At 68.0% G+C, this 13,900-nt stretch carries 17 protein-coding genes; 4 read left to right on the top strand and 13 right to left on the bottom strand.

All coding sequences use genetic code 11. The features are described 5' to 3' along the window. Nucleotides 1-43: 43 nt before the first annotated feature. From cruF to E6N53_RS08365, 3 genes are read right to left on the bottom strand one after another with little or no spacing between them, the layout of a single operon-like run. Entirely contained in the window at nucleotides 44-883 is an 840-nt protein-coding gene (gene cruF / locus E6N53_RS08375) for a bisanhydrobacterioruberin hydratase (RefSeq protein WP_142858350.1), read from the bottom strand. Then, the gene (locus E6N53_RS08370; protein WP_142858348.1) at nucleotides 876-1,769 is read right to left on the bottom strand and encodes a prenyltransferase; all 894 of its coding nucleotides are present in this window, start codon (nucleotides 1,767-1,769) and stop codon (nucleotides 876-878) included. Before E6N53_RS08370 ends, cruF begins: the two co-directional genes overlap by 8 nt. A gap of 4 nt (nucleotides 1,770-1,773) precedes the next feature. Further along, complete coding sequence (locus tag E6N53_RS08365; protein ID WP_142858346.1) at nucleotides 1,774-3,276, bottom strand: phytoene desaturase family protein; 1,503 nt, start codon at nucleotides 3,274-3,276, stop codon at nucleotides 1,774-1,776. A 97-nt stretch (nucleotides 3,277-3,373) separates the two neighbouring features. On the opposite strand from E6N53_RS08365, the gene E6N53_RS08360 reads away from it, so the two are divergent. Further along, complete coding sequence (locus tag E6N53_RS08360; RefSeq protein WP_142858343.1) at nucleotides 3,374-4,054, top strand: SDR family oxidoreductase; 681 nt, start codon at nucleotides 3,374-3,376, stop codon at nucleotides 4,052-4,054. A gap of 50 nt (nucleotides 4,055-4,104) precedes the next feature. After that, nucleotides 4,105-4,962 carry a ZIP family metal transporter gene (locus tag E6N53_RS08355; protein WP_136589303.1) on the top strand — a complete coding sequence of 286 codons (858 nt, stop codon included), beginning with the start codon at nucleotides 4,105-4,107 and terminating at the stop codon, nucleotides 4,960-4,962. 11 nt (nucleotides 4,963-4,973) lie between these two features. On the opposite strand, the gene E6N53_RS08350 is transcribed toward E6N53_RS08355, so the two are convergent. Further along, nucleotides 4,974-5,513: a VIT1/CCC1 transporter family protein gene (locus tag E6N53_RS08350; protein WP_136601095.1), complete on the bottom strand. Its 540-nt coding sequence runs from the start codon at nucleotides 5,511-5,513 to the stop codon at nucleotides 4,974-4,976. A gap of 125 nt (nucleotides 5,514-5,638) precedes the next feature. On the opposite strand from E6N53_RS08350, the gene E6N53_RS08345 reads away from it, so the two are divergent. Beyond that, nucleotides 5,639-6,067 carry a universal stress protein gene (locus E6N53_RS08345; protein WP_142858341.1) on the top strand — a complete coding sequence of 143 codons (429 nt, stop codon included), beginning with the start codon at nucleotides 5,639-5,641 and terminating at the stop codon, nucleotides 6,065-6,067. A 12-nt stretch (nucleotides 6,068-6,079) separates the two neighbouring features. Here E6N53_RS08345 and E6N53_RS08340 read toward each other — a convergent pair whose 3' ends face one another. Together E6N53_RS08340 and E6N53_RS08335 are read right to left on the bottom strand one after the other, a co-directional pair. Then, nucleotides 6,080-6,529 (bottom strand): DUF8060 family membrane protein, encoded by a 450-nt coding sequence (locus E6N53_RS08340; RefSeq protein WP_136589306.1) that lies wholly within the window; start codon nucleotides 6,527-6,529, stop codon nucleotides 6,080-6,082. Then, on the bottom strand, nucleotides 6,526-7,530 hold the full coding sequence (locus E6N53_RS08335; protein WP_142858339.1) for a DUF7490 domain-containing protein: 1,005 nt from the start codon (nucleotides 7,528-7,530) through the stop codon (nucleotides 6,526-6,528). Before E6N53_RS08335 ends, E6N53_RS08340 begins: the two co-directional genes overlap by 4 nt. Nucleotides 7,531-7,755: 225 nt before the next feature. Here E6N53_RS08335 and E6N53_RS08330 point away from each other — a divergent pair, with 225 nt between their 5' ends. Beyond that, nucleotides 7,756-8,160 carry a universal stress protein gene (locus E6N53_RS08330; RefSeq protein WP_142858337.1) on the top strand — a complete coding sequence of 135 codons (405 nt, stop codon included), beginning with the start codon at nucleotides 7,756-7,758 and terminating at the stop codon, nucleotides 8,158-8,160. Nucleotides 8,161-8,274: 114 nt separating this feature from the next. Here E6N53_RS08330 and E6N53_RS08325 read toward each other — a convergent pair whose 3' ends face one another. The 7 genes from E6N53_RS08325 to E6N53_RS08295 all read right to left on the bottom strand — a co-directional run bounded on the left by E6N53_RS08325 (nucleotide 8,275) and on the right by E6N53_RS08295 (nucleotide 13,612). Next, nucleotides 8,275-8,550, bottom strand: a complete 276-nt coding sequence (locus E6N53_RS08325) for an amphi-Trp domain-containing protein (protein ID WP_136589309.1) — start codon at nucleotides 8,548-8,550, stop codon at nucleotides 8,275-8,277. A gap of 111 nt (nucleotides 8,551-8,661) precedes the next feature. Beyond that, nucleotides 8,662-9,930, bottom strand: coding sequence for an ornithine cyclodeaminase, nickel-pincer nucleotide-dependent (locus E6N53_RS08320; RefSeq protein ID WP_142858335.1), 1,269 nt, complete (start codon nucleotides 9,928-9,930; stop codon nucleotides 8,662-8,664). A gap of 57 nt (nucleotides 9,931-9,987) precedes the next feature. Then, a complete protein-coding gene (locus E6N53_RS08315) occupies nucleotides 9,988-11,106 on the bottom strand; it encodes a glutamate-cysteine ligase family protein (RefSeq protein ID WP_142858332.1) in 1,119 nt (372 codons plus the stop codon). Nucleotides 11,107-11,387: 281 nt separating this feature from the next. Then, nucleotides 11,388-11,882 (bottom strand): hypothetical protein, encoded by a 495-nt coding sequence (locus E6N53_RS08310; RefSeq protein WP_142858330.1) that lies wholly within the window; start codon nucleotides 11,880-11,882, stop codon nucleotides 11,388-11,390. 66 nt (nucleotides 11,883-11,948) lie between these two features. Next, nucleotides 11,949-12,848 carry an alpha/beta hydrolase gene (locus E6N53_RS08305; protein ID WP_161596528.1) on the bottom strand — a complete coding sequence of 300 codons (900 nt, stop codon included), beginning with the start codon at nucleotides 12,846-12,848 and terminating at the stop codon, nucleotides 11,949-11,951. Then, a complete protein-coding gene (locus E6N53_RS08300) occupies nucleotides 12,845-13,219 on the bottom strand; it encodes a DUF8159 domain-containing protein (RefSeq protein ID WP_136589313.1) in 375 nt (124 codons plus the stop codon). The genes E6N53_RS08305 and E6N53_RS08300 overlap by 4 nt, the downstream gene beginning before the upstream one ends. Before the next feature lie 195 nt (nucleotides 13,220-13,414). Next, nucleotides 13,415-13,612 (bottom strand): hypothetical protein, encoded by a 198-nt coding sequence (locus E6N53_RS08295; protein WP_136589314.1) that lies wholly within the window; start codon nucleotides 13,610-13,612, stop codon nucleotides 13,415-13,417. Between the last annotated feature and the right edge of the window lie 288 nt (nucleotides 13,613-13,900).

Below are 13,900 nucleotides of genomic sequence, written 5' to 3'. Positions count from 1 at the left end.
GATATCTTATATACATAACGTTCTCAGAGAAGGTCACGTCACCCTACCAGAACCGGTCGAGTCGGGGGCGCGGGACCCGGAGCAGCCGGGAGTCGAAGCGTTCGGTCCGGACGAGGCCGACGCCGAAGACGGCGGCGATGGCGACGGCGGCCCAGTTGCCGAACCAGGCGTTGATACCGCCCCAGAGGATGACGAAGCTCACCAGGTCGTCGAGCATGAACTCGGTGTACCGGAGGCGGTCGAGGAGCGCCTCACGGGAGAACGCGACGTCGAGGGCGACGACGGCGACGGTCGCCGAGAGCACCCACCCCGCGTAGTTCGACAGCGGGACGCCGTAGTAGAGTCCGCCGGCCGGATACACCCAGAAGCCGAGTGCGACGGCCCCGGGGTCGAGGACGAGGTCCATCGCGAGGACGGCGGCGATGACGCTGACGAGCCGGAGCGGTCGCGACGCCGCCTTCTCGCCCAGGAGGAGCGAGACGAGCAGGTACGCGTTCATCACCAGCGGGATGAAGAACACGGGGAGGCCGAGCGGCACCCCGTACAGGGTGGGGCCGAGGTCGACGCCGTAGAAGAACTCGCCGTACGGGTAGCCCGTGTGGACACCGATGTACTCGATGGCGTACGAGTACGCGACGAGCGCGCCGAGCGCGAGCGCCGCCCGCCGGGCGACGAGCGGGAGGACACCGACGACGAGCGGCGACCGCATGACGAGCGTCCCAAAGAGGATGAGAAGCGGGTTGAACGACAGCGGTGCCGGGAGGAGGCCCTCGGCGCTGGCGACGAGGAGGACCGCCCCGTTCAGCGGGAAGAACACGGAGATGGTGAAGCGGTTCTCGCGGACGAGTCGCTCCAGTCGGGCCTCCACGTCGTGTCTATCCATAGATGAGCCTCCACAGCAGCCCCATGGTCAGGACCATCCCGACCAGCGTGTTCAACGCGGGGTACCACCAGTACGCGCGGTCGGTCGGCACGTCAGACCAGTAGAGCGCGAAGACGACGACGGGGTACGCGAGGAGGAGCAAGGAGATGCGCGCGTCGACGACGGCGAAGGCGACGGCCGCGGCGAGCCACGCCGCCCCGCAGTAGGCGTACGTCCGCTCCTCGCCGAGGACCGTCGCCGTCGTTGCGATTCCCGCTTCGCGGTCGGGTTCGATGTCGGGGATGGCCGAGAAGGTGTGCATCCCCATCGTCCAGAGCCACGCGCCGACGAGCGCGCCCAGCGGCGGGTGGGTCCCCGTCAGGGTGGCGAAGGCGGCCGCCCCGGGCAGGATGTACAGCCCGTTCGACAGCGAGTCCAGAAACGGCGTCGTCTTGAACCGCAGCGGTGGCGCGCTGTACTCGACGGCGAGAAAGAAGAAGCCGGCGAGGTACGGCCACGCGACGGCGGGCGTCGCGGCGGTGAGTCCGAAGCCGAGCGCGCCCGAGACGAGGATGGTGGCGACAACCGTCCGGTCACCCTGCCAGCGCGCCTCTCGGCCCTCTTTCTTCGGGTTCTCCGCGTCGACGTCGGCGTCGAAGACGTCGTTGACGCCGTACAGGAAGAGGTTCGCCGGGACGAGGAAGTACGCGAAGAAGGCGACGGCCAGCGGGGCGAACAGTTCCCCTGGCGTGCGAGCGGCGGCGGCGACACCGACGACGACGGGGCCGGCGAGATACAGCCAGAAGCGCGGCCGCGACAGGGTCAGGAGATAGCGACCCGTCTCCTGGACACCCCCGTTCGAGGTGGCGTTCGCCCGTCCCTCCTCGGTGGTCGTGCTCGTGTCCATCCCGTCACTCACCGATTGTCTCGGCCATCCGTTCTGCCGTGAGCTGTCCGCTGATGAGACACATGGGGACGCCGATACCGGGCTGGGTGAACGACCCCGTGAAGAACAGCCCGTCCATCTTCTGTGAGGCGTTCGGCGGGCGGAAGATGGCGGTCTGCCGGAGGGTGTGTGCGAGACCGAGCGCGGTCCCCTTCGTCGCGTTGTATCGGGCGGCGAAGTCGGAGACACAGAACGACTCCTCGACGACGATTCTGTCTCTGAGGTCGACACCCGTGTTGGCGGCGATGTCGTCGAGGACGAGTTCGCGGTACTCCCGTCTGAGCGCGGGCGTGTCCTCGAGGCCGGCGGCGACGGGCACGAGCACGAAGAGGTTCGAGTGGCCCGCCGGGGCCACCGAGTCGTCGGTCTCGGAGGGGACACAGAGGTAGTACGCCGGGTCGTCCGGCCACGCGGGGTCGTCGAAGATCTTCTCGAAGTGTTCGTCCCACTCGGTCGGGAGCACGAGCGTGTGGTGTGCGAGCGGGTCGACGTCGCCTTCCACCCCGAGGTAGAGCAAGAACGCGGAGGGGGCGTAGGTCCGCGACTCCCAGTAGGCGTCGGAGTACTGCCGTTTCTCCGGCGGCAGGAGCTCTCTTTCGGTGTGGGCGTAGTCGGCGTCGCTCACGACGTAGTCCGCGAGAAACTCACCGTTCGCGGTGCGGACGACGAACGCGCCCGACCGTCCCCGAATCTCCTCGACGGGCGTCCCCGTGTGGAAGTCGACGCCGAGTTCCTCGGCCATCTCGACGATGCCGTCGACGACCCCACCGAGGCCGTTGTCGGGGTAGTAGACGCCGAGGTTGAAGTCGACGTGGCTCATGAGGTTGTACAGCGCCGGCGTGTTCTTCGGCGACCCGCCGAGAAAGACCAGCGTGTACTGCATGATCTGCTGGAGCTTCGGGTGCGAGAAGTACTTCTCGACGTGGTCCTGCATCGACCCGATGAGCGAGAGCCCCCACGCGTTCTTCGCCACGTCGAGGTCGAGGAAGTCCCGGAGGCGAGAGCGGTCCTCGTAGACGAAGTGCTCCATCCCGATCTGGTAGTTCCGCTCCGACTTGCGGAGATACTCGTCGAACTTCGCGCCCGCGCCGGGTTCGTACGCCTCGAACGTCTCGCGGTTCTCCTGGAGGTCCGGGACCATGTCGACCCGGTCGCCGTCCTTGAAGAAGATGCGGTAGTGCGGGTCCAGGCGCGTGAGCCCGTAGTAGTCGCTGGGCGTCCGGTCGAAGTACCCGAAGAAGCGCTCGAAGACGTCGGGCATGAGATACCACGAGGGCCCCATGTCGAAGCGGAACCCGTCACGTTCGAGCCGGGAGGCGCGCCCGCCGAGCTGGTCGTTCTTCTCGAGGAGCGTTACCTCGGCACCGGCGTCCGCGAGATAACACGCAGTAGAGAGTCCACCGAAACCGCCCCCGACGACGACAACCGAGGCACCGTCGAGCGCCGACAGGTCCGAGACCGAATTCATACCTCGGCTAAGGGCGTCGGGGGCATAAATCGACTGACCGGAGCGGGAATCGGTGAGGAGGGGAAGAGGTCAAGTCGCGTCCGTCCTACGGCACGTTATGGACGACACGACAGTAGTCATCACCGGTGGGAGCAGCGGCATCGGCGCGGCCTGCGTCCGGGCGTTCGCGAGCGAGGGCGCGACGGTGGTCGCGTGCGCGAGAGAGACCGATGCCATCGAGACGATGGCGGCCGAGTTCGAGACGGTCGAGGCCGTCCGAGCCGACGTCCGCGACGAGTACGACGTCGAGCGGCTGATGGAGACCGCGGCGCGACTCGGTGGCACCATCGACGTCGTCGTCGCCAACGCGGGCATCAACCACGGACCCCCCGGGCAGATGAACCTCGCCGAGGAGCCGTACTCGCGGTTCGACGACACGCTGCGGACCAACGTTCGCGGCGTCTTCACGACCATCAAGGAGGCCGTCCCCCACCTCTCCGAGGGGGCGCGACTGCTCGTCCCCTCCGGCTCCATCGCTCGGGAGGCGAAGCCGGGGATGGGCGCGTACGCCATCTCCAAGGCGGGCGCGGAGGCGCTGGTCCGAGGGTTCGCCACCGACATCGACCAGTCGGTCGGCATCGTCGACCCCGGCCTCGTCGCGACGGAGGTCACCGGCGGCCAGGGGCGAGAGGCCGAGGACGTGGCACCGATGTTCCTGTGGGCGGCGACCGACTGCCCCGCCGCAGACCTCGACGGACAGGTCGTCGACCTGCGGGCGTGGAAGAAAGCGACACGCTAGACGCCCTCCGACCAGAGGCCTTATTAACGAGGGCGAGATGATTGTTAACCATGGGATTAACAACCGAGACACGGGAGTTAATATCCAACCCGGAGGGCTCGCGGCTCGGCCTCGGTGCCGTGGGGCTCCTCGTCGCGCTCTCGGCGTACGCCGTCTCCGCGGGACTGTGGAAGCTGCTCGGGATATCGTGGGCTGCGTTCGCCGCGATGGCCGGCGCGGCCGCGCTCGGCGGGCGGACCCGCGGGGAGAGCCCGACGGTCCTCGTGTGGGGGTACGGCCTCGCCTCGGGTGCGATGATCACCTCCGCGGCGGTGTTCTTGCTCCCCTCGGCTATCGGTCACCACGCCCAGTTCGGCGGGTTCGGCGTCGCGCTCGGGGTGCTGGTCGGCTTCGGGTCACACTCCATCGGCCACCGCCTCGCTCACCTCGACATGCCGCTCGACCGCACCGTCGCCGAACTCTCCGCGCACGCGCTCGCGGCGGGCGTCGTCATCGGCGTCGTCTACGGCAACATGCCCGACCTCGGACTCCTCTTAGGACTCTCCATCGTCTCACACAAGGGCCCGGCGGGCTACGCGGCGGCCTCCCGACTCGCACGGGACGGCGGGAACGTCTCCGCCATCCTCCTCCCGTCGGTCGGGGTCGGCCTCACCGCCATCACGGCCGCCTCGCTCCAGTTACCGACGAACCCCGCGCTGCGCGGCATCGTCTTCGGCTTCGCGACCGGCATCTTCCTCCACGTCGCCATGGACTTCCTGCCGCGCTGTGAACTGGGTAGCGAGGTCCACGACGCCCTCTCCGTCGACGGCGACGCGCACGCCCTGCTCGACCGACTCCGTCTCCACGCCGTCGCCAGCACCGTCCTCGGCGGCCTCGTCGTCTTCGTCGCGTGGCTCACGCTCGCCTGAGTCACCCCCGGTCACGCGATTCCTTTCAGCAGCGTTCCGACGACGAACGCGACCGTCGCCGCGGCCATCCCGACGACGAACATCTCTCCGCCATTGATGTACCACCGACGCGCCGTGACGAGACTCCGACTCGCCCCAACAGTGAAGAACGCGACGCCGGTGAACACGATCGACAGCGGGAAGAGCGGTTCGAGCGCGAGGGCGTACGGGACGAGCGGTGTTCCACCGGCGAGGACGAACCCGAGGAAGGTGACGAACGCGGTCGACGCCGGCGACTTACCCCCGTCGTCGCCGGCGTCGTGGGTCCCGCGGGCGCGCTGGTAGTCCATCTCGGAGCGTCGGCTCAGGTAGTTGCTCATCCCCATCGAGAACCCGTCGGCGAGGAGGTTCGCCATGCCGAGGACGAGGACGATCGAGGGACTCAGTGCGGCACCGGCGACGCCGGCGACGACCGCGAACGTCGTGACGATGCCGTCGTTCGCCCCGTAGATGACCTCTGCGAGGTACTTTCCCGAATCGTCGACGTCGTCACCGAGAAGCGTCTCGAGCATGGGTCGTTCGACACTTACCGACGCCTGCGGCTCGCATAGACCCACCGGCGAGCACGGACACGCCACGCGATGGCGGACCCCGGTCGAGCATGTGGGTACTTGTCACTGACCGTTGTACGAGTCGCATGGGAGACCTCGCGCTCGTCGCGTACGACGGTTCACCGCTCGCTCAGCGCGCCCTCGAGTACGCCCTCAGGAAGTTCCCCGACGACGACCTCCTCGTCTTCTACGTCGTCGATCCGGTGTACGCGGTGTACGAAGCCGAGTTCGGCGGCCCCGCCCAGGCAAAGCGGTGGCCGGACGACGTCGCGGACGTGTCGACGCGTCTCCTCGAGGAAGCCAAATCGACGGCCGCCGACCACGCCGGCGACGTGACGACGGCGAGTGCGACCGGCAAACCGGAGCGCAAAATCCTCGAGGCCGTCGACGAGTACGACGCCGACGCCGTCGTCATGGGGAGCCACGGTCGCACGGGCGTCTCGCGACTCGTGATGGGGAGCACTGCCGAGGCCGTGATGCGCCACTCGCCGGTGCCCGTGACGGTCGTCAGATGAGCGAACGCGGGGTCAGGAGCGGTCGGCGTCCGAGGGGGGCTCGTCGCCCGGCGCATCCGCGTCCTCGGCGCGCTCGCGTGCGGTCGTGGGTGTCGGGGCGGACCGTTCGGCCGCGTCCGTCGACGCCGAGTCGACACCGCCGTCGGCGGTCGCATCGGTGCCCGCGTCGCGCTCGTCGTTCGCGTCGGTGCCGGTGGCGTCGTCCGCGGTCGTCAGCCGCCGCACCTGTCGCGAGAGGCCGATGCCGACCACCAGGAGGACGACGAGGTTGAACAGCATCTTGAACGGCGGCCGGTACTCGCTCGTCACCCAGACGTTGATGGTGCGGTCGGCGGCGAAGTAGAACTGGATGGCCGCGAACGCGCCGAGGAGGACCAGGCCGCCGAGCAGGGCGTAGTCGAGCCCGCGGCGGACGCGCCCGGCGGTGTCGCGCTCGGACGACTCAGGCTCGGTGTCGCTCATGCGTCCCACCTCCGGGTGAGGAGCGCGAGCGAGAGGAGGGCGACGACGGCGACGCCCACGCCGAACCCGGGCGCGCTCGTCGAGGTCGCTGCCTCGGTGGCCTCGGGTCGCGGGCGCTCGTCGTCGCTCCCCGAGAAGTCCTCGACGCGGAGTTCGACCTCGCGTTCGGTCTCGTTGACGCTGATCCGCTCTGTGGGGTCGAGGTTCGCCGCCGAGCGGGCGGTGTCGACCACGACGCCGTCCTTCCAGAGCACGGCGTCGATGTAGTAGTTGTACTCGGAGGGGACGGTCACCTGCGTCTCGACGGTCTCGGTTCGCCCGGGGCGGATGGTCCCGACGGGAGCCTCCGAGCGCGCGGCGACGATGTTCGAGTCGGCCTGCCGGAGGACGACGGTGACGCGGAGGTCCTCGGAAGGCTCGTCACCACGGTTCGTCAGCGTCGACGCGAGGTCCAGCGTCGTTCGGTTCTGGCTCACCGAGGCGACGGAGAACGAGACCGGCGGGAGCGCCGCGGACTCGGTGAACCCGACGCTCGTCCGAGCGTACTCGGGGGTCAGCGCCTGGAGGCCGGAGACGGTCTTGCCGCCCGAACCGATGCGCTCGCCGTCGCGGAAGACGGTCGCCTCGATGCGGTAACCGCCCTCGCGTTCGACGGTGAGGTTCGTCTCGACGAGCGTCTCGCCGTCGCCGTCGAGGGTCCCGACGTCGACCGTCTCCGTGGCGGCGACGAAGCCCGAGTCGGCGTCGGTCGCGCGGAAGCGTACGGTGACGTTCGGCGTGGGATTCCCGCGGTGGTCGAGTCGGGTCTGGACGTGGAGGACGGTCGTCTGACCCGACACCGTCCCGGGGGCGATACTCGTCTCGGCGATGCGGACCGGACCGGGACGAGTCGGGCCGTCGTCGGTGGGGTCGGCGAGGACGCCGGGAACCACCGCGGCGACGAGGAGCGCCACGGTGACGAGTCCGACCGCCCCCGCCGCTAGCGTTCTGTCACGGGGCATACGTGTGCGAGCAAAACACTCTCCGGTATATGTCTTCTGCAGTGGGTGGGGCGGAAGAAACGCGCAGCGGTGTCCGCGAACGGGCAGGACGGCTGGTTCGAGGTCCGTCCGAACCGGCCTCGACCGACTGCCGAGGGGGAGTGTGTCGGGGCGGCCACCGGCGGACGCGCCGAGAATCGAGAACCGAGGGGCGGTTTTTTGGTCCCGGGTCGCACTCCGTCAGATATGACGACCTACGTCGTCGGAGCTCAATCCGTCCACACCGCCGCGACGCTCTGTGACTACCTGCAGACCCGCGTAGGAGAGGGTGACACCGTCGTCGCCGTCAACTCCCTCAAGGGGGGTGACGACACCTCCGCGGAGGACGCTCGCGACGGTGAGGACGCGCTCAACGCGGTCGCCTCGCGTCTCGGTGCGCACTGTACCGTCGAGACCCACCAGTACATCCGCGACCAGAAACCCGAGGAGGACCTCCTCCAGGCGGCCGAGGAGTTCGACGCTGACGAACTCGTCATCGGCATCCGCAAACGGAACCCGACCTCGAAGGTCGTCTTCGGCTCGACGGCGCAGGCCGTGTTGTTGAACTCGTCGGTCCCGATGGCCGTCGTCCCGCTCACACGGGACGCGTGAGGCGGTCCGCTCGGCGGCGCTTCGAGCCGTGGTCGGTCGCCGCGGTGCACCCCAGCGGTGAGACGCACCACTGGAGACGGACCGAGGCGCGCCGACGAGGCTGTCGCCGTCGGGTTACTCGATTTCGAGTGGCCCGTCGCTGCCGCCGTCTTCGTCCCACTCCAACTCGAACTCGACGCTCAACTCGCCGGGCTGGCCCGCTGGCCCCTCGCGCTCGGCTTTCACCTCGAAGGTGAGGCGCGGCGGCGGGTCCATCGTCACCGACTGGTCGCCGGCAGTCAGGGTGAGGCCCTCACCGGCGTCGAGGGTGTCGGCGACCCGCCGGAGGTAGTCGGCGACCTCGCCGCGGTCGTGAACGGTCTCGGACTTGAATAAGGTCTCTTCTGGCATGCACAGACTAGTCGGCGTCTACACACATAAAGACGCGCAGTAACTCGACCGAACGCGAGAGACGACGGCTGGAATATGAGCATCGAGACGCCGGGACGGCGAGCGTCGCGCTCAGTCGTCGTCCGCGGCGGCGTCGTTCGCGGCTTCGGGTTCGACCTCACCCAGGACCTGCTCTGCTAGCGTCGGGATGAACGTCCCGATGTCGGTCACCATCCCGATGGCCTGCGAACTCCCCCGGTCGAGGAGTTGTGTCACCGTGGCGGGGTTGATGTCAACGCAGACGACGCGCGTCGTCGAGGAGAGGCAGTTGCCGACGGCGACAGAGTGCAACAGCGTCGAGAGCATGAGTACCATGTCGGCCTGATGGGCCTGCTCGCGGATGGCGTTCTGCGCCTCGACGGAGTCGGTGATGGTGTCGGGGAGGGGCCCGTCGTCGCGAATCGACCCCGCCAACACGTACGGCACGTCGTTCGTGACGCACTCGTACATCACGCCCTCGCCGATGAGGCCCTCGTCGACGGCTTCGGCGATGCCGCCTGCTCGGATGACCTCGCTGATGGTGTAGATGTGGTGTTTGTGGCCCTTTCGCGGGTGTTCGAGCGTCTCCATGTCCATCCCGAGCGACGTCCCGTAGAGCCCACGCTCGATGTCGTGGACCGCGAAGCCGTTGCCCGCCGAGAGCATGTCGATGTACCCCTCTCGAACGAGGCGGGCGAGGTCGTCGCCAGCGCCGGCGTGGATGAGCGCGGGGCCGGTGACGACGAGGATGTTTCCGCCCGCTTCCTTCGTCTGCTTCATCGCGTCGGCCACCTGCCGGATGAGTGACTCGGAGGGGCGCTCCGAGGAGACACCACCCTGCATGAAGCCGAACGGGCCAGAGGAGTCGCGGGGGCGTTCGGGCGGGTCGACTCTGATGCCCGCCTCGTCGGTGACGACCAGGTCGCCCTCGCGGATGGCGTTGAGGACTTTCGTGTACGCGCGGGGGTCGTCGCCGTCCTCGATGACGATGGCACAGTCCATCTCGATGTTCTCGACGTCGACCCACTCGCCCTGGTACCGCACCTGCGTCGGGTGGTTCGTCGTCGAGTAGAAGCCGGTCGGGACGACGCGGTCTGCGGGCGCGGCTTCGAGGTGGGCGTCGACGGGGTCGGTGAGGTTCGCGCCGATCTGGTGGAGTTCGTGCAGGATCTCCTGTAACTCGGAGTCGGAGTCGGCGAACACCGCCATCCGGCAGTACGACTCCGCCTCCTTGTGGGTCCCGACGTCGAACTCCTCGACGTCGAAGTTGCCGCCCATATCCATAACGATACCAAAGGCCTGCTGCATCATCCCCGAGTCGATGATGTGGCCTTCGAGTTCGACCGTGCGGGAGGCTGTCATCGACGGAGGGACGTGCGTCGGGGGTATGAGAGTTGTGGGTCGGCGGTGGCGGGTGTCTCAGTCGCTGCGGACCGGCGTCGCGCGCGAGACGTCCCGTTCGAGTCGCTCGGCGTACTGGAGTCGAAGCTCCCGCGCTTCCTCGCGAGAGACGGGGTCGTGGCGGTCGAACTCGTGTGACAGTGGCTCGAACGCCCCGACGTCGAACCCCATCCGGTCGAGGTACGACCGCAGAGCCGGCGATTCGAGGCCGTCTTCCATCGCCGCCTCGACGTATCTCAAGACCGCGTCGAACTCGGGGAGGACGACCGCGTCGTCGGTCACGCGTCCCGTGTCACCCTCGATTCGGACGGTTGCGTCCGTCGTGTGGAGGTGCTCGACGACGCCGGCGAGGCTGTCGGCCAGCCGAACCACCTGGCTCGGGAGGGCGGTGTCGGGCGAGCGCCACTCGACCGTATCGAACGCCGCGCGGAACTGGACGGGCGTCCAGACGGCGCTCTCGGGGTCGAAACTCGACTCGACCGTCCGGCGGTCGACACCCGCGTCGATTGCTCGCCGCACGAAGTCGTCGTACCGGCGTTCGAGGCGGCGGTCCCACTCGTCGACGCTGTCGAGATACCGCCACAACCAGCCCTGGTGTGGGACGTCGTCGTACCCCATCCGGCGGTAGAGCTTCGAGCGCGCGCCGGCACACAGCCGCTCGCCGCGGAAGTACGGCGAGGTGTTGACGAGCGCGAGCGCGGGGTCGAGCGCGACGAGCGTGTTGAACTGGTCGACTTCGGAGCCGGGCTGTTGTTCGACGTGGACGTGTGTCCCCGCGCAGTGTCGCACGTACTCGAAGGCCTCGCCGACGACCCGGTTCTGCACCCGGGTTCGTTCGCTCGGGCGTTCCTCGACCTCCTCGTGGTTCAGCGGCGTCGCGAGCGGGACGAGCCCCAGACCGAGTTCGTCGGCTCGCTGCAAGAGCCGCCCGAGCCTGTCGTACAGCTCTGCCTCGAGCGCCGATGTCGTCTCACACGGTGTCGTCTTGACCTCGAGGAGTGGTGCGACGAACTCCCGCTCGACGCCGGGCGACGTCTCGACGAGCGCTCCCGGCTCGGTGAGTCGTCCCTCGCGGTCGATGACCCAGTACTCGACCTCGATGCTCCGTCTGATCGGTCCGGACTCGGATACTGACACGGTTTCCTCGGTTCGGTTGCAGCGGACCGCCCGCGCGGCCAGCGACCGACCACGCGACCGGTGACTGGCTCCGTCGAAGCCCCCTACGTACAACTACCACATGAATTCTTCGACGTTCATCCAACGAGTCCTCAGAAGTGTGAGAAAACAACCCCCGAGTTGCCGATTAACCGAAGATACATAGTATCTGTACGCGAGACGGACGACCCGCGCTGAACATCACCAGTGGACGGCGCAGAACGGAGAGAACGTGGGTCGACTGGTCGAACGGCAGCGCCGGTTCAGAGCCCGAGGGCGTTCTTCACGCTGAGCGCGATGTTGAACACCGTGGTGGCGGTCCACTTGCCGGCACCCTGTCCGGTGAAGGTGATGTCGCCTGACTCGACGGCCGAGGCCATGGCGGAGGCGGGCATCTCAGAGGACGCGACGCTGCGGATGGTCTGGTAGTCGGTCTTCGCGACGAGCGTCGGATTCGGGTGCTGGCCGCGGTCCATCTCGGTGATTCGCTTCTGTCCGTCGGTCTCCAGCCAGAAGTACTCCGTCTCGGCCCCTCGGGTCACCTCGAACGTGATGCGCTCGTCCGCGAGCATCCCGTCCGCGAGACCGAGGTCGAGCGACGCGGCCTGTTCGTTGTACGGTTCGCGCATCTCGACCATCCGGTCGTAGAGCTCCTCGTCCCACGGCTGTTCTTGCTGTGCCGCGGCCGGCGTCGCGAGACTCGCGACGAGGAGAGCCGCGAGGACGAGCGCAGTCGTTCTCGATACACTGAGTGTCATGCGACTGCTGAGGAGAGGTGAGCTCATAAGGGTTCGCGCCCGGTTCTCAACGTCGAAACTGACTCGTCAGCCGAAGACGCCGTCGAGGAAGACGAGCGCGTGTTCGAGCGCGCCCTCGTCGTCGAGGAGGTCGAGGTGGGTGGCGGGGACGCGAAGGACCGTCGCGTCGGGGCGCTCGGCGGCGGCGTCCGCGAGCGCGTCCGCGGGCGCGAGGTCGTCGTAGCTCCCGGCGATCAACAGTGTGGGACAGGTGACCTCGTCGAGCGAGACTCCGTAGCCCGAGAGCGCCAGGAACGACCGGGCCGGAACGTCCGGGATGTCGGTGAGCCGCCGGTACGACCCGCGGAACCCGGTGTCGGGGACGAGCGCCCCGCTCTCGTCGTCGCCGGCGAGCGGAACCGTGTGCGGTCCCAGACGCGGCAGCCGTCCCTGGACCGTGTCGCGGACGCCCGCAGCGAGCGCCTTCACCACGCCCGAAAGTGGGCGCGCACGCAGGAATGTCGTGCCGGAGAGGACGGGCGCGAGCGCGACGACGGCGCGAACCCGCGGGTCGTCGGCCGCGACCGAGAGCGCGTACGACCCGCCGAGCGAGTGGCCCCAGAGCACCAGCCGTCTCGTATCGATTCCGTCGAGTTCGCGAACGCGCGCGACGGCCTCCTCCCAGTCCGTGACGCCGCGGGCGGGTGCGAGCAGGCCGCGCGGGTCACCGTCGCTGTCGCCGATGCCGCGGTAGTCGAAGACGAACGCCGCGTAGCCCGCCTCCGCGAACCGTTCGGCGATGGGTTCGAGGACGGTCCGCGGGAGCGCCAGGCCGCCGGCCATCACGACGACGGGCGCGTCCGCCGGGCGGTCGGGGCGGTACAGCCAGCCGGTGCACGCGTCTCCGGCGCTATCGAAGGTGACGGTGACGCGCGAGTAGTCGAACTTCGAGGGACGGTCGACGAGGCGGGGGCGCGGGGTGCTCACGACTGGGCCTCCGTCTCCCCCTCGTGTTCGTGTTCGTGGGTGAGCGTGTCGAGGACGCGTTCGGAGAAGTCCTCGTCGCTGAGGCGGTACTCGGTGTACCCCGTGATCCACTCGGGTTCGATGTGCCACGACCCGAGGACGTCGTCGTCCGACCGCAGCACTGTCGCTTCGACCCGACGAGGCGACCAGTCGCCGGTCTCGGCGCGGTCGATGAACGTGTTGCACGCCCGGCCCATCTCCTGGTGGTTGACTCGCGCGCCGGGAAACGCGGTGAGATACGTGAGGTCGACCCGTTCGTCGACACTGAGCGCTTCGACACTGATTCCGTTGCTTCGCAGGTCTCCCTCGAGGCCGTCGACGACGTCTGACATACCTGCCACTATGTCAGGGGATGGCTAAATCCTTGCCGCGGCGCGCGGCGGTCGCTGCGCTCGCGTCGAGTGGTCACATGAAAAGCCGAGTGCCGTGTCCCGCACGGCGTGGCTGGCAGGGTGATCGGTGAATCGATGGTGGTCGTCGGACTGTGCTGACCGTCACACACGAGACCGGAACCGTCGGCTCGAGCGTCAGCGGACCTCTTCGAGCGGGACCGAGAACTCACGGTCGATGGTGATCCATCGCGTCGAGAGACTCTCGGGGTCGTCCGAGAAGACGGTTACCTCTGTCGGACTCTCGTCGTCGTCGAAGAGGTATTCGAGGTCGAACTGCGGCAGTTCCTCGAGGTGGGTGTGCTGGCTCTGTTTCGACGGTTCGATGGCGCTCATGGTCTGGTGGTGGGGTTGGTGGGTGTCCCGACGGGGGCGGTTGGGTGTTGTCTGTGGTGGGTGTGGTTTCCGCTGGTGCCCCCGTGCCGGGCACAGATACACCTGTGACCTTTCGGTATATAAACGTGTGGTACCGGTTATCGTGGGTGAGAATACAGTAGCGCGGCGGCGTCCGGATACGTCTTTTTCCACGAAATTCGCCATCAAATGAGAGAATCGACAGGGTGCGGGCGGGCCGGGGCTCAGCCGCGTCGCCACCACCAGACGGCGGTGTACGCCACGTGGACC

This window comes from Salinigranum halophilum (assembly GCF_007004735.1).
Taxonomy (GTDB): Archaea; Halobacteriota; Halobacteria; order Halobacteriales; family Haloferacaceae; genus Salinigranum; species Salinigranum halophilum.
The sequence above is the reverse complement of the archived record's forward strand: the minus strand, read 5'-3'. Positions and strand labels throughout refer to the sequence as shown.